Source organism: Senegalimassilia faecalis, assembly GCF_004135645.1.
In the GTDB taxonomy this organism is placed as follows: domain Bacteria; phylum Actinomycetota; class Coriobacteriia; order Coriobacteriales; family Eggerthellaceae; genus Senegalimassilia; species Senegalimassilia faecalis.
The window spans coordinates 2,573,784-2,597,837 of the sequence record NZ_SDPW01000001.1 but is presented as its reverse complement, the minus strand read 5'-3'; the positions used below and the strand labels follow the sequence as shown (position 1 = coordinate 2,597,837).

The following is a 24,054-nucleotide window of genomic DNA, read 5'->3' as shown; positions in this document are numbered from 1 at the left end:
CCCGAAACGAACACCGAAACCGCACTTCACCGGCAGAAACGCGAAATGCGACGCAAGGGACGAACCGAAGCGCCCCTGCACCTTGCGCCGGCATCGCGCGCCCGCGTCCCGCAGCCTTCGATTTCCCCTAGCGTTTCGCTTCCTCAAGGAGTAGAATCACCTGCGGCGTTTCACGAGCTTTCGCCGCCACTTCGATTCGCACGCTTTCCCAAGCGCGCTGCGTAGCTATTCCCACATTATTCGTCCGCAAGAATATTTTTGTTTCAAAGCGCAAAAATATCAGGAAATGCCCTTGAAAATATTCAATAGCAGAGTATTTTATTGGAAGTTTATTCACTTGCGGAATGGGATGGAAACCACTATGCCACACAAAGAAAAAGCTTCTGAGATGAAGCACTACGCCGGCAAAGCCGTGTTCTCCGCGGCCATCGGCCACGCGCTCGACGGCCTGGACCTCATGATTTTGAGCTTCGCGCTGTCCGGCATCATCGCCACGTTCGGCGTCGACAACACCACCGCCGGGTCGCTCACGTCCATCACGCTGGCCGGCGCGTTTCTGGGCGGCCTGATCTTCGGCACGCTGGCCGACAAGCTTGGCCGCATCAAGGTGCTCACCTACTCGGTTATCTTCTTCGGCGTGTTCACCCTGTGCTCCGCCGCTGCCCCCAACTTCGAGCTTATGGCCATCTTCCGCTTCCTGGCGGGCCTGGGTATCGGCGCCGAGTTCGGCCTGGGCATGGCCATCGCGTCCGAAGTTTCCAGCCCCGAGAACCGCGCGAAGGCCACGTCGGCCGTTGGCCTGGGCTTCCAGGTCGGCGTGCTTGTTGCCTCGCTGGCTTCCGCGCCCATCATCGCCGCATTCGGCTGGCGCGGCCTGTTCGTCGTCGGCTTCGTGCCGGCGATCGTCGCCATCATCATCCGTGCGTTCGTGCCCGAGCCGCCCATCTACGAGCAGCACAAGGCGTCCGGCAAGAAGCACGGCAACCTGGCCAGCCTGTTCAACTCGCCCACGCGCATCAAGTACTCCATCATCATCATTATTCTGTGCACCGTGCAGAATGCCGGCTACTTCGGCATCATGACGTGGCTGCCGAAGTACCTCAACGGCGAGCTGGGCCTGAGCCTGACGTCCACCGGCATGTGGACGGCCGTCACCGTCATCGGCATGATGATCGGCATCTCGGTATTCGGCTGGCTGGCCGACAAGGCCGGCCGTCGCCCCGCGTTCTGGACGTTCCAGATCGGCGCCGCTGCCATGATCGTCATCTACAGCCAGCTGACCGACCCCACGGCGCTGCTGTTCGGCGGCTTCTTCATGGGCATGTTCGCTAACGGCATGATCGGCGGCTATGGCACGCTTATCGCCGAACTGTTCCCCACCGAGATCCGCGGCACGGCGCAGACCGCGCTGTACAACGCCGGCCGCTTCATCGGCGGCGCGTCCGCCCCGGTGGTCATCCCGATCATCGCTGCGGGCCACGGCTTCGGCTTCGCCATTGGCTGCGTTGCCTGCATCTACATCGTGGCGTTCATCGTCATGTTCTTCCTCCCCGAGAAGAAGGGCTCCAACCTGGAGTAACGGATGCGGCATGCGGTGCGCAAGCCCGCAGCAGCCACAATCCTTGCAGTACGCGAAAGCCGCCCTTCGGGGCGGCTTTCTTGCGTTTGGGCGGCGCGCGGCGTTAAGCACCCGCAAGCAGGCGATCGCAACGCCGGCGACCAGCGGGCGCGTTCGCCCGCGCTTCGGCTGAATTCGCCCCTCAACCCGCAGGCAGTTTCGGCTTCGTTCGACAGGCATCAAAAAAGCCCTTGCGCAGCACACGCAAGGGCTTTCAGCATCCTGTTTAAGAAAAGCAATGGGTTAGAGACGCACCACGTTGCTTGCCTGGAGCTTGCCGTTCTGGCCGGTGGTCACATCGAAGGACACAGCCTGGCCCTCATCGAGGGTCTTGAAGCCGTCCATCTTGATCTCAGAGAAATGCACGAACAGGTCTTCGCCGTCGTTCTGAGAGATGAAGCCATAGCCCTTCTCGGGGTTAAACCACTTAACAGTACCTTCCGCCATTTTAAATCCTCTTTTCTCTCCCGCGCTTTCGCACGGGGGTAACACTGCGCGTTGCATGGCGGCAACACTCGCCCTCACCTCGAGAGCACGCGTTCCATCATACGCTATTGGACGCGAAAACCCGGCGGGAATCTAGCCAGATGAGAAGATTTAACGAAGGCTAACGTTGCGCGCAAGGCAGCCGCTGGCCTAGTCTGAAATGGCGAACCGTTCGCCGATGAATCGGGTCACCAGGCAGAAATTGCGCGCCGGTCATGCGGGGGCCGAGTGGGGCTTAGGGTTGTCGCGGGCGGTTCCCGACTGCCGGCAGTGAGGCGGCTTGCTCCCTGGCAGGATTTGCAAACCGCGATGCGAGGGAAAGTGGAAGAGCCTGCGGGAAAGACGGCTCAGCAGCCGAGGGCAACGCACGGATGCGTCTTAGCCCCTATCGCACGCGCAGTTCCCAGAAGGCCACAGCGCTGGCGGCGGCCACGTTGAGCGAGTCGACGCCGTGGGTCATGGGGATTTTCACCGTGTAGTCGCTGGCGGCGATGGTGGACGGGAACAGGCCCGCGCCTTCGGTGCCCAGCACCATGGCCAGGCGCTCGCAGGCGGCAAGCTGCGGGTCGCCCAGGGCCAGCGAGCGGTCCTCAAGCGCCAGCGCCGCCACCTTGAAACCGGCGGCGTGCAGCAGCGGGATGCCCTCGGCGGCCCACTGGCGCTGCATGCCGATGCGCGTCCACGGCACCTGCAGCACCGTGCCTTGGCTGGCGCGGCTGGCGCGGCGGAACAGCGGGTCGTGGCACGAGGGCGTGACCAGCACGGCATCAATGCCGAACGCGTGCGCCGCGCGGAACGCGCTGCCGATGTTGGCGTAGTTGCCCACGTCCTCAAGCACGGCCACGCGACGCGCGCCCGCAAGCAGCACCGCCGGGTCGGCAAGTGCCGGACGCTCGAAGGCGGCCACGGGACCGCGCACGATTTTATAGCCCGTGACCTGGGTGAACAGCTGGTCGGGCACGCGCATCGTCGGGCATGCGGGCCATTTCGCCTGCAGCACGGCCGCAAGCGGGGCGGCGTCGTCGGCCCAGGATTCGCTGACCAGAAACGAACGAGGACGGACGCCGGCGTCGATGGCGGCGGCTATGACCGCGCGCGACTCGGCCATGAACAGGCCGGCGGGAGATGCGGGCCATGCGGCAAGGTCGGCGTCGCGCACGCGCGCATACGGCGCCAAACGCGCATCGTTTGCGCTGGTCACATGCTCGTAAGCCATTCGCTATCCTTTCCGTTTCGCCATGCTGCCTACATAATCGCGCTTGCATTATAGATGATGCGGCGGGCCGCGGCGGGCGCTATGCCTCAAGCAGCGCGCGGCTTGTTGCCGCTATGCGTTCTTGCAGGTCGGCGACGTCTTCGCCGCGCAGTTCGGCCAGCTGACACGCGGTTTGCCCAAGCAGTTGGCGAACGCGTTCAGCATCCCAGGACGCACCTGCCTGCGCGGGCAAGTCGGTCTCCAGCAGCAGCCGGTTGCCGGGTATGGCCTGCGCATAGGCGCGCCCGCGCTTCGACTGCAGCATGCGCGGGTTCACGCTGAAGAAGGCGCCCAGCCGCCGCGCGCGCGTGAGCTGGTCGGACGTGCCCGAGAACCAGTGGATGATGCACGCGTTGCCCGCTGCCTCGGCAAGCGCGCCGGTGCCTTCGAGCACGTCGAGCACGTCGTCGACCGCGCGCACGGCATGCAGCGACACTACCTTGCCGCCAACGCGGCCGCACACGTCCGCCACCTGCAACAACACCGCCATCTGCGCCTGGCGCGTCGCAACGTGTGGCGGCGAAAAATCCAGCCCGACTTCGCCCACGAACCGCTGCCGCTCCACCGCGGCGCACAAGGCATCAAGGTCGGCCGCTGCGTCTTCGCCAACCCACCAGGGATGCAGGCCGCAGCCCACGCGCACGTTGGCCGCGCCAGCAAGCGCCACCTGCTGCGCAGCGAACTCCGCCAACGTCACCGTGTTCGAGAACGCACCGACGCCAGCGGCCGCAAGCTCACGCGCCGCCTGCGCCGCATCTTCGCAAAATCCCAGATGGCAGTGCATGTCGAACAGCTTGTCACCCACAACAACCCCTCCGAGCTACGCTTCCGGCACTTGGGCGATCTCGCACAGGGCGCGGCCGGCGATGGTTTGGCCGAAAATCGGCGGGATGAACGACGCCGTGCCCATGTTCGTGCGCTCGCGGCGGCTGGCGCCCTCAAGCGTCGGGCGCTTCACCGGCTCCTCGCAGGAATACAGCACGCGCAGGTGGCGGATGCCGCGCTTGCGGCATTCCTTGCGCATGACGCGCGCCAGCGGGCAATTGCGCGTTTCGTAGATGTCGGCGAATCCGATGCATTCGGGATGCAGCTTGTTGGCGCCGCCCATGCAGGAAATCAGCGGCATGCCCGTGCGGTCGGCGAATTCGGCGATGGCCAGCTTTGCGGACACGGAATCGATGGCGTCGATGACCATGTCAACGCGCCCGAGATAGCGGCTGAGCAGCGGCTCGATGTCCTCGGCGCGCAGGAACATGTCAAGCGCCTCCACCTCGCAGTCGGGGTTGATATCGTGCACCATGTCGCGCACGACCTCATGTTTCTTGCGCCCGATCGTGCTGTGGTACGCGATGGCCTGGCGGTTGATGTTCGACAGGCTGACGATGTCGTGGTCGATGACCACCAGGTGCCCCACGCCGCCGCGCGCCAGCGCCTCGACGCAGTTCGAGCCCACGCCGCCCAGGCCGATGACCATGACCGTGGCCGCCTCGATGCGGTCGAGCCCCTCCTTCGTCATGATGACCTCAAGCTTCTCCGTGGGCGTTCCGCAACGCGTGCGCACCTTCAGCGACGCAGCAATATCCTCGCGCGTGCGCGGCACGGCCGGCTTTGAGGGCGCGGGGGCAGCGGGCGCGGCGTTCTCATCTGGGGACATGGTTCTCCTTCCGGGCGGCGCGGCAGGCAGCGCCGCAGCTTCAACGTTTCGCGCCCATCGTAGCATTGCCGGAAGCGCCCGTGCGCCAGCCGCAGCCAACACCATAGAAGCTGGCGAAGCACGGTGACCCTGCTATGAAGCGTTGTCGGATGTGGATGCGCCCGTTGACGAGCCGTTCGCGGAGCCCGACGAGCCCGAAGTGCTACCGGATTGCGAAGAGCCGTCGGCCGAACCCGAGCCGCTGGCGCTGCCGTTGCCAGATGCCGAACCGCCCGAAGAGGAACTGCTGGCCGAGCCCGAGGAGCCCGAACCCGACGCCGCACCCTGCGAGTCGGAAGCAGAACCAGACCCGTTTGCATTGCCGCTGGCCGAGCCCGCGGAGCTGCCGGATTGTGAAGAGCCGCTAGCGGAATCGGAAGCGTTGCCCTGCTGCCCAGCATCGGTCGCACCGGACTCGGAAGTAGTCGCATCCTGGTGAACCGGATTCCCCTGGTTCTGCGTCGTCTCGCTCGACTGGCTATCAGACGCGCCCTCGCTGGTTGCCGCCTGCTGCTTGGACGACTTCGCGGAACCGGCACCGGCCGACTGCTCGGTCGAAGTGCCGCTGAACAGCGGCTCGGTCTTCGTGCCGACGCCTTCGCCGGCGGTCACCAAATTGATGATGCCCGCGCAAAGAAGCACCGCCACCAGGGACGACACCACCGACACCACAATGACCCCGCGTTGCATGCGTTGGCGGCGCAGATGCTCGGCGCGGCCGCGCAGCACGCCCGTCTCGCCCTCGGCGCGCAAGTCGTCCACCGTACGCGTGGGCGTCTCGCCCGCAACGTCGGAGCCGGCCGCCGTAGCCGCAACGCGCGTGGCACCGGCAAAGCCAGCGAAAGCGTCGTCGCCCGCCGCGCCCTGCGCAGCGCCATTCGCCCCGCCGTCGACGTTCGCGGGATTCATAACCACGGTTTCGCCATTCTGGCCAGGCAAAACGCCGAAGTTCGTTTCGCTATCCCGACCCATAACGCGCGTGGCGGCAGGATCCATCACGCGCGTAGCGCCCGCAAAGGCGGATTCCGGCCCACTAAAGCCGGCGGCCGCGCCAGGCTGGCCAACCTGCGACATCAAGCGCGTCGCCGCGGGGTCCATCACGCGCGTAGCGCCCGCCATGCTAGCTTGACCAGCGGAAATGCCAGCGCCATTCGCCATTTCCACGCCATCGCCCGCCGCATCGCCCACCGGGCTCAGCTCGCGCAGCTTGTCGGCGGACGCCTGCAAAAACTGCTTGTAGATCTGCGACGACAGCGTCGATACCACCGAACCGACGGCCACACCGATGACCGAGCCGGCAATGCCGATCTTCGACGACAGCAGCATCGACGTCACCGCCGCCAACGCGCCAGCCGCCACCTGCGGCACCGACAGCCCCTCAAGCAACCCTCCAAGGAACTCGCGCTCCTTTTCCACCTGCTCAGCCGGGGAATCCTCCACTGACGCAGCGTCCAGCGGGACATCGGCCCCAGCGCGCCCAACTGCCGGCGCCGCGCCAGGCACAACGCCAGCGCCGCCCGGCACCGCCGCGTTAGGCGAAACCTGTTCGCCACGCCTCATCACTTGTGTTTTTTCACCCGCAACCTGCGGAACTTTTCCATTCGTTTGCGCCATGAGCAACCTCCTCATGCTCGCGTCCAACACAAACACGCCAATGGTCCTGCCCTTGCGGGCACGGCCAGCCATTGTTGCGCCCGAACCTTATATCAGGCTGAAGCCTACGCGGAAAAGCAACGGACCGGCACCCCTTCAGCGAACTTTCATCGAAGCGATACCGACCCGTCAAACAACAAGCACCGAGTTTTCACCAACTCGCCAGCCGCGTCTCAAACGCGTACGCACCCGAGCGCGCCTTAGCTTTCCGCCGGCGCGGCGTCGGCCAGCTGGATGTGGGGTTGCGGGGCGTCGGCCAGGTCGCCAACGGTCACGCCATCGACGTAGTTCTCGATCACCTCGTCAAGCCCGGCCCAGAAGCGCACCGTCGTGCACACGCTTGCGCGGTGGCACGGCTCGGGCCCCTCAAGCGACGCGCACGTCACCGGCACCGTGGTTCCCTCGACTGCGCGCAGCACATCGCCCGCCAAAATCTCGTGCGGGTCGCGCGACAGCCGGTACCCGCCGCCCTTGCCGCGCACGCTGGTCAACAAGCCCGCCGACACCATGGGCCGCGCAATCTGCTCCAGATACTTCAGGGACAGCTCCTCGTGTTCGGCCACCTCGCGCAGCGACACCTTCGCGTCCGGTCCCGCCTGCGCAACGCACACCGCCAACCGCAGCGCATAACGCCCCTTCGATGAGATAAGCACAAGCTCCCCCTTACTAATATAAGTACGGAACCGGAAATCCCGATCCGCTCTCGTCCAACCAAACAACCGCAAACCGCGCGCAAGCAGCATCCCCACACAAAGCAGGAAGGCGAAGCCCGCTGCGCAGAGCATGCCGGGCCCGCGCGCGAAGGCGCCGCCCTTGCTCGCCTTCGCGAAAGCCCGCGCAGCAAAGCATCAAGCCACCGCAAAGCACAAGCCCGTCACTCGTTGCCGGACCATGTTCGCCCGGCACCTGCTGCCCGAATGGGACAAAGGGACTGTCCCTTTGTCCCATTCGCGTCCGCAACCGACGGCGCGGGCGCGCAACTCGCGCACGTTTCGCGGAATGATTCTTAGCCGCAGCCAATTTCGCTTGACAAATCCGCGTGTGCGGTTATCTTAATCCTATCAAACGTATATGATTAAGCATAATCGTATTTGAGCGAAATGAAAAGGGGAAGAAGATGGCAGACGAGAACATCCTCCTCAACGTGGCGGGCCTTTCCGCCGCTGTTGACGAGAAGGTCATCCTGCACGACGTTGACCTGACCGTGGGCGCAGGTGAGACCCACGTGCTGATGGGCCCGAACGGCGCCGGCAAATCCACCCTTGGCCACATGGTCATGGGCGACCCGGAATATACGGTAACCGGCGGCAAAATTACGTTCGATGGCCAGGATATCACAAACCTGTCCACTGACAAGCGCTCGCACGCGGGCCTTTTCCTGAGCTTCCAGGCGCCGGTCGAAATCCCCGGCGTGCCCGTCAGCAGCTTCCTGCGCGCCATTTCCGCAGGTCGTCCGGGCGTTGGCGACATGAAGGGCAAGCAATTCCGCAAGCACGTGAAGGAACTGGCCGAGGAACTGAACATGGACCCTGCCTACCTGGACCGCGAGCTGGGCGTGGGCTTTTCCGGCGGCGAAAAGAAGAAGCTCGAAATGCTGCAGCTGCTGCTGCTTGAGCCGAAACTGGCCTTCCTTGACGAAACCGACTCCGGCCTTGACGTGGACGCGCTGTCCGTGGTTTCCCGCGGCATGGACGTGTACCGCAAGCGCTGCAACGGCACGCTCGTCATCATCACGCACAACACGCGCATCCTGGAGCACGTCGACGTCGACCGCGTGCATGTGCTGGTCAAGGGTCGCATGACGGCCGAGGGCAACGCCGACATGATCGCGAACATCGACGCCAACGGCTTCGAGCAGTTCGAGCAGGCCGCTGCCGCCAACGCGCAGTAGGGGGCGCGACATGGCCAAACAACGCACCGAGGTCGCGGACATCGACCGCAGCCTCTACGACTTTTCATACGGCGACAGCACCGAGAAGCTGGCGGCGGGCCTAACGCCCGAGATTGTCCGCGAAATCTCGGAGAAGAAAGACGAGCCGGAGTGGATGCTCCAGCACCGCCTGAAGTCGCTGGAAATCTACCAAAGCATGGCAACACCCGACTGGGGCCCGTCCATCGCCGGCCTTGACATGGACAACATCGTCACGTACGTCAAGCCGAACACCGACCAGAAAAGCGACTGGGACAGCCTGCCCGACGACGTGAAGAACACGTTCGACCGCCTGGGCATCCCCGAGGCCGAGCGCAGCTACCTGGCCGGCGTCGGCGCGCAGTACGACTCTGAGCTGGTGTATCACAACATGCAGGACACCGCCAGCCGCATGGGCATCGTGTACTCGGGCATCGAAGAGGCCCTGCACGACCCGAAGTGGGAGCCGCTCATCCGCGAGAAGTTCATGACGCTCATCCCGCCCACCGACCACAAGTTCGCCGCCCTGCACGGCGCGGTGTGGTCCGGCGGCAGCTTCGTGTACGTGCCGAAAGACACGAAGCTCGACTTCCCGCTGCAGAGCTACTTCCGCTTAAACGCGAAGGGAGCGGGCCAGTTCGAGCACACGCTCATCATCGTGGAAGACGGCGCCGACCTGCATTTTATCGAAGGCTGCAGCGCGCCGAAGTACAACGTGGCCAACCTGCACGCTGGCGCGGTGGAGCTGTTCGTCGGTAAGAACGCGCACCTGCGCTACTCAACCATCGAGAACTGGTCGAAGAACATGTACAACCTCAACACCAAGCGCTCCACGTGCGACGAGGGCGGTTCGATCGAGTGGGTGTCCGGCAGCTTCGGCAGCCATGTGGGCTACCTGTACCCCATGTCCATCCTGGCCGGGCGCAAGTCCACGTGCACGTTCACGGGCATCACGTTCGCCGGCACGGGCCAGAACCTCGACACCGGCTGCAAGGTGGTGCTGGCCGCGCCGGAGACGTCGGCGTCCATCGAGACGAAGTCCATCTCCAAGGGCGGCGGCGTGTCCACGTTCCGCAGCAGCGTCGTGGCCACCCCGAAGGCCGAGAACTCCGCGTGCAGCGTGTCGTGCCAAAGCCTGATGCTGGACGACCACAGCCGCTCCGACACCATTCCGGCCATGGACATCCGCTGCAAGCACGTGGACATCGGGCACGAGGCCACCATCGGCCGCATTGGCGACGACAAGGTGTTCTACCTGATGAGCCGCGGAATTTCGGAAGAGGAAGCGCGCACCATGATCGTGAACGGCTTCGCCGACCCCGTGTCGAAAGAGCTGCCGCTTGAGTACGCCGTCGAAATGAACAACCTCATCAAACTGGAAATGGAAGGGGCGATCGGATAATGGGCGCCGACGTTTTGAAGAACGTGAACGCGATGCCCGCGCCTACCTGGCATCGCCTTGACATGAACGAAACCACCATCGAGCTGCCGGAGGGCCTTGAGTCCGCCGCGCAGATCAGCGTGGAAGCCGCCGACGAACTTGCTGGCGAAGCGGACACGTTCGACGCCGCCGTTGCCGGCCTGCAGGCCAAGGTGGACGCGGCCCGCGCCGAAGCGCCGGCCGACACGCGCGCCATCCTGCGCGCCGTCGAGCCTAACGTGGACCCGGCGAACCTGGACATCCCTGCGCTGTCGCGCTACGAGCACAAGGCCGTGCGCGAGGAAATGGCGAACAACGTGGCGGAAGCCTTCGAATGCGGCATGGGCGCCGAGGCCACCGCATGGCTGGCCGAGCAGGCCGGCGAGGCCGAGCGCATCGTGTTCGCGCCCGCCGCGGGCAAGCAGGGCACGGCAACCGTGCACCTGACCGGCGTGGACGGCGCGGCCAACGTGGCTGCCATCGACGTGGTTGCCGCCCCCGGCGCCACGTTCGACCTGACGGTAGCGCTTGACTCCCCCGAGGCCGGCACCGGCGTGGTAGGCGTGCAGCTGCGCGTGTTCGCGGGCGAAAACGCGCACGTCAACATCACGTCCGTGCACACGCTTGACGAGCAGTGGACGGCACTGGACAACACCGGCATCGTGTGCGACGAAGGCGCGTTCGTGACCGTGCGCCACCGCATGCTGGGCGCCGGCAAGTCCTACACGGGCTTGGCCACCGACCTGCGCGGCGACGTGTCGCGCGTGGACGTGGACACGCGCTACCTGGCCGCCAACACCGATGTTCGCGATTTCAACTACGTCGTGCGCCATCGCGGCCGCAAGACGCAGTGCAACATCGACGCCAACGGCGCGCTTATGGGCCAGTCGAAGAAGGTGCTGCGCGGCACCATCGACCTGGTGCGCGGCTGCAAAGGCGCCGAGGGCACCGAGCGCGAAACCGTGCTTTTGGTGGACGAGCAGGTTGAGAACAAGACCATCCCCGTCATCCTGTGCGACGAGGACGACGTGGCTGGCAACCACGGTGCCACCATCGGGCACGTGGCCGCTGACCAGCTGTTCTACTTGAAGTGCCGCGGCCTTTCCCAGGAAGCCGCCGAGGGTCTGTTCGCCACGGCAACGCTTGAGGAAACGGCACTCACCATCGCAGACGAAACCGTTCGCGCCGGCGTCGCGCGCCTGGCCGAGCGTTTGAGCATTCCCTATCAGGAGGTGGAGGACTAGCCATGGCAGCTTCCCCGAACAACGCAGAACTCGATCGCACGGCGTGCGCCGTGGCCGACGCGGCGCACGCCGCCCAGGCCTCGGCCACGGCCGACGACATCGTATGCGCCGCCAACATCGCCGAAAACCCGTACAAGCGCGACTTCCCGCTGCTGGCGAACCACCCCGACCTGGTGTTTCTTGACAGCGCCGCCACGGCACAGCGCCCGAAAGTGGTGCTTGACGCCCAGCGCCGCTTCTACGAGGAAATGAACGCGAACGCCCTGCGCGGCCTGTACCGCCTGTCGGTCGAGGCCACCGAGGCTATCGAGATCGCCCGCCAACGCGTGGCGCGCTTCATCGGCGCGCCCGACGCGCACGACATCGTGCTGACGCGCAACGCGTCGGAGTCGCTCAACATCGTGGCGAAGGCGTTCGCCCCCACCGTGCTTGAGCCCGGCGACGAGGTGTGCATCACCATCATGGAGCACCACTCGAACCTGATTCCGTGGCAGCAGGCATGCCGCGCGGCAGGCGCGAAGCTGGTGTACCTGTACCCCGACGAAAACGGCGTCATCACGCCCGAGGAAATGGACGCGAAAATCGGTCCGAAGACGAAGATCCTGTCCGTCGTACACGTGTCCAACGTGCTTGGCGTGCAGAACCCCGTCGAGGAGCTCGGCCGCCGCGTGCACGCGCAGGGCGGCTACCTGGTGGTCGACGGCGCGCAGTCCACGCCGCACATCCACGTCGACGTGCAGAAACTCGGCGCCGACTTCTTCGCCTTCAGCGCGCACAAGCTGTTCGGCCCGTTCGGCATGGGCGTGCTGTGGGGCCGCGACGAGCTGCTCAACGCCATGCCTCCGTTCCTCACCGGCGGCGAGATGATCGACTCGGTCACCGAGCAGGACGCCACGTGGGCGCCCGTGCCCGAGAAGTTCGAGGCCGGCACGCAGGACGCCGCCGGCATCTACGCCACCGCGGCGGCCATCGCCTACGTGGAGTCGGTGGGCATCGACGTCATCGCCGCACGCGAGCGCGCACTCGTGCGCTACTGCATGGAAGAGATGGCGAAGCTGCCGTTCATCACCATCATCGGCAGCCCCGACCCCGACATGCACCACGGCGTCATCAGCTTCAACGTCAACGGCATCCACCCGCATGACGTGGCCAGCATCCTGGACATGGACCAGGTGGCCATCCGCGCCGGGCACCACTGCGCGCAGCCGCTGCTCACGTGGTTGGGCGTGGAGAACCTGGCGTGCTGCCGTGCAAGCCTGGCGTTCTACAACGACAAGAAGGACGTCGACGCCCTGATTGCGGGCCTCGGCAACGTTTGGAGGACCTTCAATGGCTAACATCTACACCGCCGCGCTCATGGAGCACAACGCGCACCCCGACTACAAGTACGACCTGGAAGGCGCCACCGACGAGCACGAGGGCGTCAACCCCAGCTGCGGCGACGAGATGGTGCTGAAGCTGCGCGTGGAAAACGGCGTCATCGAGGAAGCCGCGTTCACGGGCCATGGCTGCGCCGTCAGCCAGGCGTCGGCAGACATGATGGCCGACCTGGTCACGGGCGAGACAGTCGAGGAAGCGCGCCGTCTGTGCGGCCTGTTCATGAAGATGGTGAAGGGCGAGCAGCTCACCGAGGACGAGAAAGAAGACCTCGATGAAGCGACCCAGCTCGAAAGCATCAGCCACATGCCCGCCCGCGTAAAATGCGCAGAGCTTGGCTGGCGAACCCTCACCGAGATGATCGGCGAAGAGTAAAACGATTCGGGGCGAAGTGGCAATCACTTCGCCCCGTTTTAGGTTATGGCTGTTGGGACGCTTGGCCTAACAGCCATTTCTTTTGCGTTTACGGAATTGGCAGGATTTCAGTGCATGATCAGGCACGCATGACATCATTTCGCAAACCCCATACCGCAAAGCAAAATCGCTTGGGCGCGAAATCGAACTTTCCGTAGCTCAATACATTTCGAGCGGTTTTTTGGCACGATTTTTAACTTTCCGAATCTTCCAACATACCGAAACGTCCGCATGGCACCTTGGTTGGCACGAAAAGAAGCTTTCTGTTTCGGGCAAGCATGCGCAAAGTGACAGAAAGTTCAATTTCGTGCCAAATCGACCCACCATTTGGTTTCGAGATTCGGAAAGTTCCGTTTTGCGCCAGCTCGTAGCCCTTGCAATCGATAATTGCTCTTGGAGTTCTCTGGCTAGCATCGCCATCGAAGAGAAATTTTCGAGAATCGCTCCACCGCCTTCACACGCTCTCCATCTTTCGGAAATAGGGGCTTGCATAGGATGGGGGTTTCCGTATAATGACTTTCGCACCAATTTTCGGGGCCTTAGCTCAGCTGGGAGAGCGCATGGCTGGCAGCCATGAGGTCAGGGGTTCGATCCCCCTAGGCTCCACCATTGGATTATTAGACGAACCCTTTTCGGGGTTCGTCTTTTTTTGTGGCATGAAATCGTCGTCCCAGAAATCAAAGGCGAAATAAAGATTCAGCTGTTCCCCGTCAACCTCAATCATCCTGACGAACATATCGATTATCTGTTCGGTATCCGGCTCTTCGGCTAGGTGATCTAGCCACGACGTTAGCGCTTCTTCGGTCAACGTCGCGCCTTCCCTTGCCTGAGCTCCGCGCAGGTCTGTTTCTAAGGCCGCTTTCTGCTCTCTGAGCATGTCCACTCGCTCTTTACCGCCTGGGGGCGCTATGCCGTCTTCGATAGCCTGCCAAATGCGCTCAAACGCAGCGTCAATGCGCTTTATCTCGCGCTCTATCTGCTTGCTTGCAGGCTCGATTTCATCTTCTTTTTCGTCGTTGTATAGCACCATGCCTTCGATGATGCGCTTGCGCATGTCTTCTTGCTTGACTGTCTCATATATGGCATCAAGCACGGCATCTTCTATCACATCGCGCCGCAACGTGCGACGGCACTTCTTGCAGCGGTAGTAATGGTAAACGCGCCCGGTTTTTGATGTGCCGCTGGTTCCGGTGTAAAACTGGCCGCATTCAGGGCACCAGAGCTTGCCGCTAAGCGGGTAATCATCCGTTGTGGCCGTCTTACTATGCTTCCTGCCGTTGGTTTTGAGGATGCTGTTGATCATGTCTTGCTCTTCGCGCGACCAGAGCGCAGGCATTCCGTCTTCAATGCGCACACCGGCATAATCGTATACGCCGCAGTTTTGTTCGCGTTTAAGCAGCTTTGAGATTGTGTTGTGCGTTAGCGGCTTGCCGCGCTTGCCGCGTTCCCCTGCTACAGCTCGCGTGATTTCGGCAACGGTGGAGCCTGAGCAGAGCATGTTTTTCATTCGGTGCATCACGGCGGATTCGCGTTCGTTGATCTGATAATAGCCGTCTACGATGTCCCAACCGTAGTGAGTGCGACCGTTCGCCATGCCGCGTGCCGCGTTTTTCTGGATGCCGTCGCGTATGCGCTCGCTGTCGATGGCGCTTTCCCATTCTGCGAGCACTTCGAGCATTCCAAGATTCAAGACGCGCGTCGAGCCTTCGCCAAGGCTTTCACCGGCGTAAAGGATTTCAACGCCAGACTTGCGCAGCCTGATTCGCGCAAGCGCCATTTCGTCGCGGTTTCGCATGATGCGCGTAACCTTGTATATGACAACGTAATCAAAGATGCCAAGTTTCGCATCTTCCATCATGCGTTGAAATTCCAGGCGCTTAACGTCGCGGCCTGTTTGCGCATAATCGCTATAGACGCGCACAACGTCAAGGCCATTGTCTGCGCAGTATTCGCGCGATTTCTCTACCTGGATGTCAATGCTTTCGCTTCGTTGGTTATGCGAACTGAAACGTGCGTAAATCGCCGCACGTGTTCCCTTTGACATGATAAAATCACCTTGCCTTTTGGTATTGCCCTGCGAGACTTTGGACGGTAGCGCGGGGCTTTTTTATTTCCTTTTCGATTCCGAAGCCGCCGCCCTGGCGGTCATCGAAATGTTCTGCTGCCACTCTGGCGAGCTTTCGCGGTAGTTATCGACGATTTCTTGTTCGTCGCTTGATAACTCGTCCATATCATCGAAATCGCCTGTTTCCTCATTCCAGCCCAATATATCGTTCGGCGAACATCCGAGCGCTAGCGCCAAGTTCCAAACTTGTTCAGCGTTCATCATCGCCGCACCAGATTCCCATGATCTATAGGTGTACTTGTTCACGCCGATTTTCTCGGCGAATTCGTCCCTGTTCGAAAAACCAGCGGCTTTTCTGAGCTTCATGAGCCTTATGTTCACTGCTAGTCTCCTTCTCTAATTTCGTAGGTGCATAGTACAACGAAAATAGCCAATACACAACGAAATTATTTATTTCCGCTTGACAAAGCTATTTTGCTTGTCTATTCTACGGAACCAGTTGCTAAGCAGATTAGCAGCTAGCTAATATTTCACGTGTAAACCCGTGAAATATACGGGCGTTCTCCTTGACAAGCAAGGAGAACGAACACTGCTCAATGAGAGGAGGTGAAACGTATGAACTTCGATAAGGAAACGTTTGCGGCCAATCTTCGAGCCGCCCGCGCAAAGCTCGACATCACGCAAGACGAGTTCGCACGCCGCGCCGGTATCTCAAAAGATGCCGTCGTGAAGTACGAGAGCGGCGAGGGTTATATCCCCGGTGCCGACAAGATCATGTCTATCTGTCGAGTGGCGCACATCAGCCCTAACGAGCTGATGGGATGGGAAGAGGTTGCTTAATGGAAACGCTTGACACGCTTATGTCCATTGCTGGCATCTGGACATTCATTGCCAGTGCTGTTGCCTTTGGAATCTGGATGAACAAGTAAGAAAGGAGGGGGTTTCAAATGTATGAACCGTATGAAACCCATGAACAAACCAACGGTTTGTATCGTGGTTTCGATTACGCGAAACCGTTGCAAGCTGAGCGCTACGCAACGCAGGTTTTACCAGCACATCGAATCCATGGTGCAAGCCGGAGAACTGAAAGCGCCCGCACCTGGCGGCAACCAGGCACGGGCTATGTCAAAACTTCCTACGGTAATGACGATGACTTTTTAGCAGGAAAACCAGCGGTTTTCAAGTGGGTTTGCTACATCGGTTTTGGTCTGATGATGTCCGGCGTTCTTCCCATGGCCGCCTGCGCGTTCATGTTCTGGCTGTTCGACCTGCTCAACTGCGGGTGGGTTGCTTTCCCGATGTTCATCGGAGTTTTGTGGCTTCTCGTTAGCCAGGTGTGCAAATGAGGGGCTATCTCGACCGCGACGCTAACGGCTTCTGGGTTGCCTGCGTGGTCATCGAGCAAGCCCGCCGCACGGGCGCTAGCGGCGCGGGAGACGTGCGCACGCGCCATACCTTGCCCGTTCCTGCGTCGGCACCGCGAGGAGTCGCGGAAGCGGCTTTCAGGCGCTTCATGAGCCGGGAAGCGAGGAAACGCCATGGACGTTGACGATTACACGCAGCCGCTCGAATCGGTCATGCATCAAGAGCGAATGGCCGTGTATCCGGTGCCGCTCAAGCTCAAAGACCGGCAAGAGCTTTTCGAAACGTGGTGCAGGCTCAATCCGCAGGCGTTGCGGCAAATCGAGCTAACGGCGCTCGCTATCAACCAGCGCGGCTTGCGCGTCAGCACCAAATACCTAATCGAGAAGCAGCGTTACGAAGGCACGTGCGAGCTTGTGGGCGTGCCGTTCCACGACGGAAACGGGCTTGAGCACGTCTACGCCATCAACAACACGGATACGCCGCTGCTCAGCCGTTGGCTGCTTGAGAAGCATCCGGATTTGAACATCGAACTTCGTAAATCCATCTACGACAAGGAGAACAACCATGAAGCGTAAAGAAACGATCACATTCATTGACGAAACCGTCGATTTCATCGCCCAGTCCAAAGTGAGCGTTGGTGTCCTCGATACCAAGACCGGCAGCACGCATCAGTTCGACGGTGATATGTCGCTTGTCTTCATCTGCGCGGCGTTGCTTGGCATCCAACAGATGATGCAGTCCAGCGAGCTTGACGGCGTGACACCTCAAGAGTTCGTGACCAAGACCATCGAAGCGGCCTGCAAGTCGTACATCGCCACTAAGCATGCGGAGTGATCAACTAACACTTGACCTGTTCGATGAACCGCCGATGCCAACACCTGGCGAATGCCCGTTTGAGCGGTATTTGCTTGAATGCGGCCAAAAGCTCAAGAGCAAGTGCGGCTTTCGCGGAACGATCATCTGGACAAACTGCCGCGACGTTGGGCGGTGTCTGTGGGACGGCTGGCATCAGCAAGGGACGAGCGACGGATTAACGATGGGAGGTGAAGACGATGACGATGATTGCTAAGGACGTCCACGACCGAGCACAAGACCCTATGGCCTGGTTCCAGCACGACGCTAACGCTTCGCTCGACATCAAGTGCCAGCGTCTTATCATGCGCCATGGCAACGCTGCCTACGGCACCTATTGGCGGCTCTGCGAGCTTCTGGCACGAACTAAGCACCATGCCTTGCCCGTTGAGACTGATGAAGATTGGCTGATTCTGGCAACGCAAATCGGATTGCGTTCAAGCGGCGCTTTCGACGAGACGTTGAGCATCAACCAGACGCGCGATTTCATCGACTGCCTGCTTGAGGTCGGCTTGCTTGTTCGCGACGGAAAAGGCCGCATCGAGAGCGAGAGGATGCAGCGAAACGCCCTTTATTTCGGCTCGCAACGCGCGAATGGAGCCAAAGGCGGCAGGCCGCGCAAGAACAAGGCCGAACCGCCAAAGTAGCAGGTCAAGAGGTGTTTTCACGATGACCGAGGGAGAAACCAACGCAAAACCGACGGTTTTAGACTGGCAAAAGCCTAACAATACAATACATAACAATACAGAAGCGGGTTTTGGGTTGGGTCTCAAGCCCAACCCAAACCCAAAACCCGCAACGTGCTTGTTAGGTTTAGCCACAAGCAAGGTTATCTTTCTTGGTTCTTCTTTCTGAGCGCACAAGTTTTCGCGCGATTCCAAAGCTCGTTTTCGATGTTTCAAAAGCAGTTTTCAACTGGTTTTCAACACGTTTTCAACAATGGGCTAAGTTACTAACAAGTTTTCAACATTAGGCGGTGGAAAACATGCCTTACTCAAGTTATGCCAACAAGGTTCGCAAACGCCGTTGCCCTTGCTGCGGCGAAGAGCGACCGACTGATTGGTTCATTGCCAGTCGCGATGCCTGCTGGAAGTGCAGGGGGACGAAGAATGACGAACCAAAGAATGAAGATGCTGTTGTCTGCATCGTGGGAGATAGGCAGACCGGAAAGACAACTAGGCTTATCGAGATTTCGGCAGCAACGGGAATTCCGATTGTTACTTGCAATTTTGGAATCGCTTCTCATATCTACCACCAAGCAAAGCGCAATGGGTATGACATGCCTAAGCCCTTGTGCTTAAACGGATCTTCGTTTGAGCGCTCTTATGCATCGCATTACGAAAAAGGCATGCCGGTACTCGTTGATGAACTCCAAATGTTTTTCCAGAAAGCGAACCTGCGCCCGCTTGTCGTATCCATTCCGACATATGCGGCAGATTTTCGATTTTCAGAAAGTGAAATACCACCGTTGTTTGAGTTGCTGCGCATGTGGTGGCAGGCAAGGAAGGAGCGCAAGCAATGAAGATCAAGCCTTGCCCATTTTGCGGTGGCAAAGCATGGGCGTACAGCGGAAGCACCTATCACTTCGAATCTGGTTTTGGATGGATTTGCGCATGTAAAGCCTGCGATGCACAGGGCGAAATCGGAAAGACGAAAGCAGAAGCGATTAAGAACTTGAACAGAAGGGATGGCAAGGAATGACTTCATACGTCAAACGCGTTGGCGATCTGACCGACCCTGAGAACTTCGAGAAGGCCGTTGCTGAAGCAAACAAGAACGGCGAGCTTGACAACTTCGACGTTTCAGAGCTTACGTCATGCGACATCAACGGCTCAACGATTAACCATCGCGGCTGCGACCCCGTGACCAAGCCATCGCATTACGCGGGCTACACGGGAATCGAGTGCAAAACGGCCATGGAATCCATGCTTGGCACAGATGCCTACACGGCATACATGCAAGGATGCGCGTTCAAGTACCTCTGGCGTTGGAAAGAGAAGAACGGCGTTGAGGACTTGCAGAAGGCTCGCGAGTGCATCGGCAACATGCTTGACGCTTTGGGATGTGATCGGTCATGAGCGGGAGCAGCTTTTACAACGCGCCGATAGGCGTTAAAAAAACGCGCAGGCCGCACGTGTGCGCGTATTGCGGCAAGACGATTCCAAAAGGCACGCCGCACATCATCAAGGAAAGCGGCTTTTGGATGGGCGAGTTTTGGAAGCGCTATTCATGCCGCGATTGCCAGCCGTACATAAGCGAGTTCTGGGGGTGGCAAGGCTGCGAAAGCGAGAGCCTTGAAGCTGATTTCGACGAGTTCATGCGCGAGAACCACTACGAAGAGTGGGTGACCGACGATGACGACTAGACACGACCGAAAGGTCTTGGACAACCTTTGCGCGTTGTCTCAAGACATAAGCAATCGCATCACCACGTGCGAGCGGTACGACCGCGAAAGCTCGAAAGTCAGCTACGACGATTTGGTTTGCTGGTTCGACTGCGTAAGCGATGCAATCCAGGTCATCAACCGTAATTTGGAGGTACGAAATGAAAGAGCTTAAGACCAAGGAAGATTTCGAAGTCGCGTCCATGACGCTGATTGGGTGTGTGCTGGCAATCATCCCGTTCGCCATGCTTGTTGCCAGTATCGCCGTTGGGTTCATTTTCGGCGCTGGTTTCGGCTTCCTTACCTTCTTCTGCTGCCTGCTGGCCGTGTGCATCTGGTTCATCTGCGCGGCGAAGTTCAACATGCGCAAGGCCAAGAAGGCGGCTGAAAAGGAGCAGGGCGATGATTAAGGTTTTCGCCTACTACGACGGATGCGGCGAAGAATTTTCGTTTGACAACGCCAACGGATCTGCTCATGTTCATGCGTTCATCGACGTTAACGAAAAACCGCTAGTTAGTAACATTGAGAGCTCTGTTTTTCGTTCATGCCTCAAAGAGCTATCGCAGATTTCGGGAATCATTTGCGAGCAGGTCGCGAAATCGCAGCGGCGCCATGATCACCATGGGCGTTGAGGTCAAGCAGGACGGCAAGGGCGTTTGGTTTGCCCAGCCGTATCTAGGACGCACACCTGAGGGCAAGCAGATAAGGCCGCGCCGCAGCTTTCCCGATGCCGTAACGCGCGAGGAAGCGCAAGCGCTGGCCGATGCGTGGGCTTCGCAGCTCACGTTTGACGGGCAGATCAAGAGCACTCTTATAGCAGACCTTTTGCGCGAGTACATTGCAGACCGACAAGCCAAGGGCGCAGCCGTGAACACGGTGAAGCGGTGGACTTTGTTCACGCGGTCATATGTTGGCCGATACCTCAAAGGCAAGGTTGCACGCGATTTGACGGCCTACGAACTGAACAGCTTCGAGCGGCGCTTGATGGTGCCGAAGGAGCTTGGAGGGCAAGGGCTATCGCAAAACACGGTGGTTAGCGTCCATCACTTTTTGCAAGGAGCTTTCAGCTATTGGGTTCGCATCGGCATTTGCGACGCAAACCCAATGCTGATGGTCGCGAAGCCCGACGAGCAAAGGCACGAAGCGGTAGTAATCGACGAGTGGGATTTCCAAACGCTCGATGCAGCAGTAAGCAATCGCCTTTACCCGACGAAGCGCAGCAAGCAGACCATGCGCGATGCCGCTTACTCGTTCGCCGCTTGGTTCGCCCTCCATACGGGTATGCGCGTCGGCGAGGTGTGCGCGGTGCGACGCAGGGACTTGCACAAGGCGCAGGGCTACGTGCTCGTTTGCGGAACTGCGCTTGAGCCGCCCGGCGGCGGAGTTATTCGCTCGAATACGACCAAGAGCAAGAAGCCGCGCCAAGTATCGCTGACCGACAGCGAGTGGAGCCGCGTTTACAGCTTCATGGAGCAGCAGGACGGCTTTTCAGACGCTTTCACGCCCGATTCGGCACTGGTGAGCGTCGATGGCTCTTTCATGCGGCCTACGACGGTATCTAAGGCTTTCAGCCGCACGCGCGACCGCTGCGGATTGCCTAAAGCCTGCACGTTCCATTCGCTGCGGCATACGCACGCGACATGGTGCCTGGCCAACGGCGTTGACCTCAAGACGCTTGCCGCAAGGCTTGGGCACGCCAACGAAGCGACCACGTTAAGGCTATACGCGCACCTGATGCCTGGACGCGATGCGGCAGCGGCCAAAGCCTTTGAGGAATTCGCCGAAAGCCTGAAATCAGGTGTGTAAACGGAGTGTAAACGGCTTGATTTCGCAGATTCGCAAAGCAAGGCGATAACGCGAGGTCAAGCCAAGAAACCGACGGTTTCAGGAAATCAAACCGCCGTATCTAAAGTAAGAATCAGGAGGTTATAGAAATGGTGCCTATTTTGACCGAAGAAGAGCGCCGCCAAAACCTCGATAAAGCATTGAAGGCACGCCGTGAGCGTGCAGAGGTTAAAACGAAGCTTTCGAGCGGTGAAATGAGCGTCGATGACGTTTTCAGGCTTGCCGATGATGGCAACGAAGCAATTCTGCGAATGCCCGTCGAATCGCTCATGAGGTCGCTTCCGGGCTATGCCCTGTCGCGAGCGCAGAAGCTTATGAAGCGGCTTCGAATCGCACAGAGCCGCCGAATCCGAGGATTGAGCAAACGACAGAGAAACGAGCTGCTTAAAGCTCTTGGAGGTAGCAATGAAGCGTAGTGATCTTGAAAAGGCAGTACGAAAGGCAAGGCTTGCCGCCGCACTGCTAACGGCTGTTGCGGTAATCGCTACCGTTGCTTTCTTCTTTCTGATGTTCTGCCTTACCGAGCTGTTCATCAACCTTTTCACGGGCGGCTGGTTCTCTTGGGTCTTCCCGTGCGTGGCAACGGCACTGGCAATCCTGGCGCTGCTCGCGCTGGCAATCGTTACGGGAGGTAGCTATGAGCGATAGCCTTAACAGCGTGACGCTGAGCGGAAACCTTGGGCAAGATGCCGAGGTGCGATACACCAACAGCGGGCTTGCTATCACCAGCTTTTCGCTTGCGGTGAGCAAGAGCCGCAAGCAGTCCGACGGAAGTTATAAGGACGTGACGAGTTGGGTTGACTGCATCATGTACGGCAAGCGCGGCGAAGCGATGTACGGAAACGGCATGCTGCAAAAGGGCGCACGTCTGGCAATCATCGGGCACCTGCACCAGAGCGTGTGGGAAAAGGACGGCCACCGCCGCCGCCAGCTTGAAGTGATCGTCGATAACGTGGTGACGATGACAGCGCAACGCCAACAGCAGCAAGGCTACCAGGCGGCAGCGCCGCAGCCGCAATACCAGGCCACCCCGCAGCCCGCAGCCTATCCCGATGTGTATGACGAAGACATTCCCTTTTGAGGAGCTGATGAAATGCAAGGACGCAAGATGAACGTTGTTCTTACCGACGGTGCCGAGCTGCCGCGCTATGCGCATGATGGCGATGCGGGCTTTGACCTTTGCATTACCGAGGATGTGCGGCTTGAGCCTAACGCCAGCGCGGTTTGCGGCCTGGGCTTTGCGTGCGAGATTCCGAGCGGATGCGTTGGCCTGGTCTTCCCGCGCTCCGGGCTTGGCGCTCACTACGGCGTTACGCTGCGCAACAGCGTCGGCGTAATCGATAGCGGCTACCGTGGCGAGGTGTGCGCACCGCTTGTCAACCTCAGCTGCGATACGGTGTTTCTACCGAAAGGCTCGCGCGTGTGCCAGATGGTTGTTGTGCCGTTCGTGCCGTGCGACCTCGTTAAGGTCGCAAGCCTGACAGACACCGAGCGCGGTACGGACGGCTTCGGCTCTACCGGCATCGACTAGGAGCGGTGCCGATGGATGCCAAGGAATACTTCGAGGGCATCCGCGACGAGGTGGCTAGCATCGAACACGCACGGGAGATGCTAGCCCGCCTTAAGGCCCGCGAGGGAGCCAAGGCGCAGAGCTACACCGCTGGCGGCGGCGGTGGAAGCTCTGACCCGATGGATGCGATCAACAGCCGCATTGATTTCGAAGGCAGGCTACAGCAGCGCATCAGCGACAGCGAAGCATTGCTTGACGAAGCTACGGCGCTGCTATACGGAACTGACAATCGCGGCGGCTTGGCGAAGCTTAAGGGCAACCGATACGCCGACGCTCTGTGCATGGCCTACCTTCAAGCGATGCCGTGGGACGATATAGCCGACGTGATGCAGTGCTCGCGCCAATGGTGCAGGGAACTTTGCAATGCTGGATTCCGCTATATCGACGAGGTGGGCTTTGCCGCTCTCAAAGAAATTTGAGATTGGTACTTGTCATCACTTTTCGCTTTGCGCTATATTTCGATACGGTGGATTTTCGAAAGGGACACGGACTTAGGTTCGCGTCCCTTTTTTGATGGAAGGATTCGCGATGGCCAAAAGCTTCTCGTATCGCTTCTACCACTCGCGCGATTGGGAGCAAGCAAGAGAGCTTGCCTTGCAGCGCGACGCTTACCTTTGCCAGCACTGCTTGAAGGCTGGCATCACTACACCGGCAACGATGGTGCATCACATCATCGAGCTAACGCCAGCGAACATCACCGACCCGAACATAGCGACCGACCCGCGCAACCTCGTCTCGCTCTGCGACCTCTGCCACAAGAAGGTGCATGGCTGGGCAAGGCAAGGCAGCACAAGGCATGGCTTCGCTTTTGACGAGGACGGCAACTTGATTTCGCTGACAAACGAAAACACAGACTGAGCACAAACGGCCAGTCAATCAGAACAGAAAACAAAACAGCAGGTCA

32 protein-coding genes, 1 tRNA gene and 1 pseudogene are annotated in these 24,054 nt (G+C 60.1%); 25 read left to right on the top strand and 9 right to left on the bottom strand.

Going from position 1 to position 24,054, the window contains the following annotated elements; translation table 11 throughout:
- Positions 1-127: 127 nt before the first annotated feature.
- Positions 128-370, bottom strand: coding sequence for a hypothetical protein (locus ET524_RS10835; protein WP_129425778.1), 243 nt, complete (start codon positions 368-370; stop codon positions 128-130).
- Here ET524_RS10835 and ET524_RS10830 point away from each other — a divergent pair.
- Positions 362-1,579 (top strand): MFS transporter, encoded by a 1,218-nt coding sequence (locus ET524_RS10830; RefSeq protein WP_201738789.1) that lies wholly within the window; start codon positions 362-364, stop codon positions 1,577-1,579. The genes ET524_RS10835 and ET524_RS10830 overlap by 9 nt on opposite strands.
- A 282-nt stretch (positions 1,580-1,861) precedes the next feature.
- Here the strand turns inward: ET524_RS10830 and ET524_RS10825 are convergent, their stop codons facing one another.
- The 6 genes from ET524_RS10825 to ET524_RS10800 all read right to left on the bottom strand — a co-directional run bounded on the left by ET524_RS10825 (position 1,862) and on the right by ET524_RS10800 (position 7,358).
- Complete coding sequence (locus ET524_RS10825; protein WP_042436473.1) at positions 1,862-2,065, bottom strand: cold-shock protein; 204 nt, start codon at positions 2,063-2,065, stop codon at positions 1,862-1,864.
- A 424-nt stretch (positions 2,066-2,489) separates the two neighbouring features.
- Entirely contained in the window at positions 2,490-3,320 is an 831-nt protein-coding gene (locus ET524_RS10820; protein WP_129425776.1) for a TrmH family RNA methyltransferase, read from the bottom strand.
- 79 nt (positions 3,321-3,399) lie between these two features.
- On the bottom strand, positions 3,400-4,164 hold the full coding sequence (locus tag ET524_RS10815) for a TatD family hydrolase (RefSeq protein WP_129425774.1): 765 nt from the start codon (positions 4,162-4,164) through the stop codon (positions 3,400-3,402).
- Positions 4,165-4,179: 15 nt separating this feature from the next.
- The gene (locus ET524_RS10810; RefSeq protein ID WP_129425772.1) at positions 4,180-5,013 is read right to left on the bottom strand and encodes a tRNA threonylcarbamoyladenosine dehydratase; all 834 of its coding nucleotides are present in this window, start codon (positions 5,011-5,013) and stop codon (positions 4,180-4,182) included.
- A 132-nt stretch (positions 5,014-5,145) separates the two neighbouring features.
- Positions 5,146-6,612 (bottom strand): hypothetical protein, encoded by a 1,467-nt coding sequence (locus ET524_RS10805; RefSeq protein WP_129425770.1) that lies wholly within the window; start codon positions 6,610-6,612, stop codon positions 5,146-5,148.
- 293 nt (positions 6,613-6,905) lie between these two features.
- Complete coding sequence (locus ET524_RS10800) at positions 6,906-7,358, bottom strand: RrF2 family transcriptional regulator (RefSeq protein WP_129425768.1); 453 nt, start codon at positions 7,356-7,358, stop codon at positions 6,906-6,908.
- 464 nt (positions 7,359-7,822) lie between these two features.
- Here ET524_RS10800 and sufC point away from each other — a divergent pair, with 464 nt between their 5' ends.
- The 6 genes from sufC (at position 7,823) to ET524_RS10770 (ending at position 13,678) form a co-directional block, all read left to right on the top strand.
- Positions 7,823-8,596 carry a Fe-S cluster assembly ATPase SufC gene (gene sufC, locus ET524_RS10795; protein WP_129425766.1) on the top strand — a complete coding sequence of 258 codons (774 nt, stop codon included), beginning with the start codon at positions 7,823-7,825 and terminating at the stop codon, positions 8,594-8,596.
- Positions 8,597-8,606: 10 nt separating this feature from the next.
- Entirely contained in the window at positions 8,607-10,016 is a 1,410-nt protein-coding gene (gene sufB, locus ET524_RS10790) for a Fe-S cluster assembly protein SufB (protein WP_129425764.1), read from the top strand.
- Positions 10,016-11,278, top strand: coding sequence for a SufB/SufD family protein (locus tag ET524_RS10785; protein ID WP_129425762.1), 1,263 nt, complete (start codon positions 10,016-10,018; stop codon positions 11,276-11,278). The genes sufB and ET524_RS10785 overlap by 1 nt, the downstream gene beginning before the upstream one ends.
- Before the next feature lie 2 nt (positions 11,279-11,280).
- Positions 11,281-12,615, top strand: a complete 1,335-nt coding sequence (locus ET524_RS10780) for an aminotransferase class V-fold PLP-dependent enzyme (RefSeq protein WP_129425760.1) — start codon at positions 11,281-11,283, stop codon at positions 12,613-12,615.
- Positions 12,608-13,030 carry a Fe-S cluster assembly sulfur transfer protein SufU gene (sufU, locus tag ET524_RS10775; RefSeq protein WP_129425758.1) on the top strand — a complete coding sequence of 141 codons (423 nt, stop codon included), beginning with the start codon at positions 12,608-12,610 and terminating at the stop codon, positions 13,028-13,030. Before ET524_RS10780 ends, sufU begins: the two co-directional genes overlap by 8 nt.
- Before the next feature lie 572 nt (positions 13,031-13,602).
- Positions 13,603-13,678 (top strand) — tRNA-Ala (locus ET524_RS10770).
- Between the two features lie 481 nt (positions 13,679-14,159).
- Here the strand turns inward: ET524_RS10770 and ET524_RS12195 are convergent.
- Together ET524_RS12195 and ET524_RS10755 are read right to left on the bottom strand one after the other, a co-directional pair.
- Positions 14,160-15,113 (bottom strand): annotated as a pseudogene (locus ET524_RS12195) (recombinase family protein); the annotation flags it as partial.
- Between the two features lie 63 nt (positions 15,114-15,176).
- A complete protein-coding gene (locus ET524_RS10755) occupies positions 15,177-15,515 on the bottom strand; it encodes a helix-turn-helix domain-containing protein (protein WP_117628939.1) in 339 nt (112 codons plus the stop codon).
- Between the two features lie 234 nt (positions 15,516-15,749).
- On the opposite strand from ET524_RS10755, the gene ET524_RS10750 reads away from it, so the two are divergent.
- From ET524_RS10750 to ET524_RS10665, 18 genes are all read left to right on the top strand, one after another.
- Positions 15,750-15,974 (top strand): helix-turn-helix domain-containing protein, encoded by a 225-nt coding sequence (locus ET524_RS10750; protein ID WP_117628938.1) that lies wholly within the window; start codon positions 15,750-15,752, stop codon positions 15,972-15,974.
- Between the two features lie 107 nt (positions 15,975-16,081).
- The gene (locus tag ET524_RS10745) at positions 16,082-16,480 is read left to right on the top strand and encodes a hypothetical protein (protein WP_129425754.1); all 399 of its coding nucleotides are present in this window, start codon (positions 16,082-16,084) and stop codon (positions 16,478-16,480) included.
- Positions 16,481-16,672: 192 nt separating this feature from the next.
- The gene (locus ET524_RS10740; protein ID WP_129425752.1) at positions 16,673-17,074 is read left to right on the top strand and encodes a hypothetical protein; all 402 of its coding nucleotides are present in this window, start codon (positions 16,673-16,675) and stop codon (positions 17,072-17,074) included.
- Entirely contained in the window at positions 17,064-17,333 is a 270-nt protein-coding gene (locus ET524_RS10735) for a hypothetical protein (protein WP_129425750.1), read from the top strand. Before ET524_RS10740 ends, ET524_RS10735 begins: the two co-directional genes overlap by 11 nt.
- Positions 17,334-17,551: 218 nt before the next feature.
- A complete protein-coding gene (locus tag ET524_RS10730) occupies positions 17,552-17,998 on the top strand; it encodes a Lin1244/Lin1753 domain-containing protein (protein ID WP_129425748.1) in 447 nt (148 codons plus the stop codon).
- A gap of 338 nt (positions 17,999-18,336) precedes the next feature.
- Positions 18,337-18,873: a hypothetical protein gene (locus tag ET524_RS10725; protein ID WP_129425746.1), complete on the top strand. Its 537-nt coding sequence runs from the start codon at positions 18,337-18,339 to the stop codon at positions 18,871-18,873.
- Positions 18,870-19,052: a Lar family restriction alleviation protein gene (locus ET524_RS10720; protein WP_129425743.1), complete on the top strand. Its 183-nt coding sequence runs from the start codon at positions 18,870-18,872 to the stop codon at positions 19,050-19,052. The genes ET524_RS10725 and ET524_RS10720 overlap by 4 nt, the downstream gene beginning before the upstream one ends.
- Positions 19,049-19,429, top strand: a complete 381-nt coding sequence (locus tag ET524_RS10715) for a DUF3310 domain-containing protein (RefSeq protein WP_129425741.1) — start codon at positions 19,049-19,051, stop codon at positions 19,427-19,429. The genes ET524_RS10720 and ET524_RS10715 overlap by 4 nt, the downstream gene beginning before the upstream one ends.
- A 56-nt stretch (positions 19,430-19,485) precedes the next feature.
- Complete coding sequence (locus tag ET524_RS10710; RefSeq protein ID WP_129425739.1) at positions 19,486-19,716, top strand: hypothetical protein; 231 nt, start codon at positions 19,486-19,488, stop codon at positions 19,714-19,716.
- Between the two features lie 179 nt (positions 19,717-19,895).
- Entirely contained in the window at positions 19,896-20,144 is a 249-nt protein-coding gene (locus ET524_RS10705) for a hypothetical protein (protein ID WP_129425737.1), read from the top strand.
- Positions 20,137-20,367 (top strand): hypothetical protein, encoded by a 231-nt coding sequence (locus tag ET524_RS10700; RefSeq protein ID WP_129425735.1) that lies wholly within the window; start codon positions 20,137-20,139, stop codon positions 20,365-20,367. Before ET524_RS10705 ends, ET524_RS10700 begins: the two co-directional genes overlap by 8 nt.
- Positions 20,348-21,541, top strand: a complete 1,194-nt coding sequence (locus tag ET524_RS10695; RefSeq protein WP_236648311.1) for a tyrosine-type recombinase/integrase — start codon at positions 20,348-20,350, stop codon at positions 21,539-21,541. Before ET524_RS10700 ends, ET524_RS10695 begins: the two co-directional genes overlap by 20 nt.
- Positions 21,542-21,681: 140 nt before the next feature.
- Positions 21,682-21,996, top strand: a complete 315-nt coding sequence (mihF, locus tag ET524_RS10690; RefSeq protein ID WP_201738788.1) for an integration host factor, actinobacterial type — start codon at positions 21,682-21,684, stop codon at positions 21,994-21,996.
- A complete protein-coding gene (locus tag ET524_RS10685; RefSeq protein ID WP_129425731.1) occupies positions 21,986-22,228 on the top strand; it encodes a hypothetical protein in 243 nt (80 codons plus the stop codon). The genes mihF and ET524_RS10685 overlap by 11 nt, the downstream gene beginning before the upstream one ends.
- Positions 22,218-22,661: a single-stranded DNA-binding protein gene (locus ET524_RS10680; protein WP_129425729.1), complete on the top strand. Its 444-nt coding sequence runs from the start codon at positions 22,218-22,220 to the stop codon at positions 22,659-22,661. The genes ET524_RS10685 and ET524_RS10680 overlap by 11 nt, the downstream gene beginning before the upstream one ends.
- A 27-nt stretch (positions 22,662-22,688) precedes the next feature.
- A complete protein-coding gene (dut, locus tag ET524_RS10675; protein WP_236648310.1) occupies positions 22,689-23,111 on the top strand; it encodes a dUTP diphosphatase in 423 nt (140 codons plus the stop codon).
- Between the two features lie 11 nt (positions 23,112-23,122).
- The gene (locus tag ET524_RS10670) at positions 23,123-23,569 is read left to right on the top strand and encodes a hypothetical protein (RefSeq protein WP_129425725.1); all 447 of its coding nucleotides are present in this window, start codon (positions 23,123-23,125) and stop codon (positions 23,567-23,569) included.
- Between the two features lie 109 nt (positions 23,570-23,678).
- Entirely contained in the window at positions 23,679-24,008 is a 330-nt protein-coding gene (locus ET524_RS10665; RefSeq protein ID WP_236648309.1) for an HNH endonuclease, read from the top strand.
- Positions 24,009-24,054 lie beyond the last annotated feature (46 nt).

Bases quoted from the DNA above. Each gene is read 5' to 3' on its own strand.
- ET524_RS10695 (WP_236648311.1), top strand. From the start codon at position 20,348: ATGATCACCATGGGCGTTGAGGTCAAGCAGGACGGCAAGGGCGTTTGG.
- ET524_RS10720 (WP_129425743.1), top strand. From the start codon at position 18,870: ATGAAGATCAAGCCTTGCCCATTTTGCGGTGGCAAAGCATGGGCGTAC.
- ET524_RS10810 (WP_129425772.1), bottom strand. From the start codon at position 5,013: ATGTCCCCAGATGAGAACGCCGCGCCCGCTGCCCCCGCGCCCTCAAAG.
- ET524_RS10705 (WP_129425737.1), top strand. From the start codon at position 19,896: ATGAAAGAGCTTAAGACCAAGGAAGATTTCGAAGTCGCGTCCATGACG.
- sufU (WP_129425758.1), top strand. From the start codon at position 12,608: ATGGCTAACATCTACACCGCCGCGCTCATGGAGCACAACGCGCACCCC.
- ET524_RS10665 (WP_236648309.1), top strand. From the start codon at position 23,679: ATGGCCAAAAGCTTCTCGTATCGCTTCTACCACTCGCGCGATTGGGAG.
- ET524_RS10785 (WP_129425762.1), top strand. From the start codon at position 10,016: ATGGGCGCCGACGTTTTGAAGAACGTGAACGCGATGCCCGCGCCTACC.
- ET524_RS10735 (WP_129425750.1), top strand. From the start codon at position 17,064: ATGAAGCGTAAAGAAACGATCACATTCATTGACGAAACCGTCGATTTC.
- ET524_RS10715 (WP_129425741.1), top strand. From the start codon at position 19,049: ATGACTTCATACGTCAAACGCGTTGGCGATCTGACCGACCCTGAGAAC.
- ET524_RS10745 (WP_129425754.1), top strand. From the start codon at position 16,082: ATGTATGAACCGTATGAAACCCATGAACAAACCAACGGTTTGTATCGT.
- ET524_RS10750 (WP_117628938.1), top strand. From the start codon at position 15,750: ATGAACTTCGATAAGGAAACGTTTGCGGCCAATCTTCGAGCCGCCCGC.
- ET524_RS10700 (WP_129425735.1), top strand. From the start codon at position 20,137: ATGATTAAGGTTTTCGCCTACTACGACGGATGCGGCGAAGAATTTTCG.
- ET524_RS10725 (WP_129425746.1), top strand. From the start codon at position 18,337: ATGCCTTACTCAAGTTATGCCAACAAGGTTCGCAAACGCCGTTGCCCT.
- ET524_RS10780 (WP_129425760.1), top strand. From the start codon at position 11,281: ATGGCAGCTTCCCCGAACAACGCAGAACTCGATCGCACGGCGTGCGCC.
- sufC (WP_129425766.1), top strand. From the start codon at position 7,823: ATGGCAGACGAGAACATCCTCCTCAACGTGGCGGGCCTTTCCGCCGCT.
- ET524_RS10820 (WP_129425776.1), bottom strand. From the start codon at position 3,320: ATGGCTTACGAGCATGTGACCAGCGCAAACGATGCGCGTTTGGCGCCG.
- ET524_RS10740 (WP_129425752.1), top strand. From the start codon at position 16,673: ATGGACGTTGACGATTACACGCAGCCGCTCGAATCGGTCATGCATCAA.
- ET524_RS10680 (WP_129425729.1), top strand. From the start codon at position 22,218: ATGAGCGATAGCCTTAACAGCGTGACGCTGAGCGGAAACCTTGGGCAA.
- dut (WP_236648310.1), top strand. From the start codon at position 22,689: ATGAACGTTGTTCTTACCGACGGTGCCGAGCTGCCGCGCTATGCGCAT.
- ET524_RS10805 (WP_129425770.1), bottom strand. From the start codon at position 6,612: ATGAGGCGTGGCGAACAGGTTTCGCCTAACGCGGCGGTGCCGGGCGGC.
- ET524_RS10730 (WP_129425748.1), top strand. From the start codon at position 17,552: ATGACGATGATTGCTAAGGACGTCCACGACCGAGCACAAGACCCTATG.
- ET524_RS10825 (WP_042436473.1), bottom strand. From the start codon at position 2,065: ATGGCGGAAGGTACTGTTAAGTGGTTTAACCCCGAGAAGGGCTATGGC.
- sufB (WP_129425764.1), top strand. From the start codon at position 8,607: ATGGCCAAACAACGCACCGAGGTCGCGGACATCGACCGCAGCCTCTAC.
- ET524_RS10830 (WP_201738789.1), top strand. From the start codon at position 362: ATGCCACACAAAGAAAAAGCTTCTGAGATGAAGCACTACGCCGGCAAA.
- ET524_RS10670 (WP_129425725.1), top strand. From the start codon at position 23,123: ATGGATGCCAAGGAATACTTCGAGGGCATCCGCGACGAGGTGGCTAGC.
- ET524_RS10685 (WP_129425731.1), top strand. From the start codon at position 21,986: ATGAAGCGTAGTGATCTTGAAAAGGCAGTACGAAAGGCAAGGCTTGCC.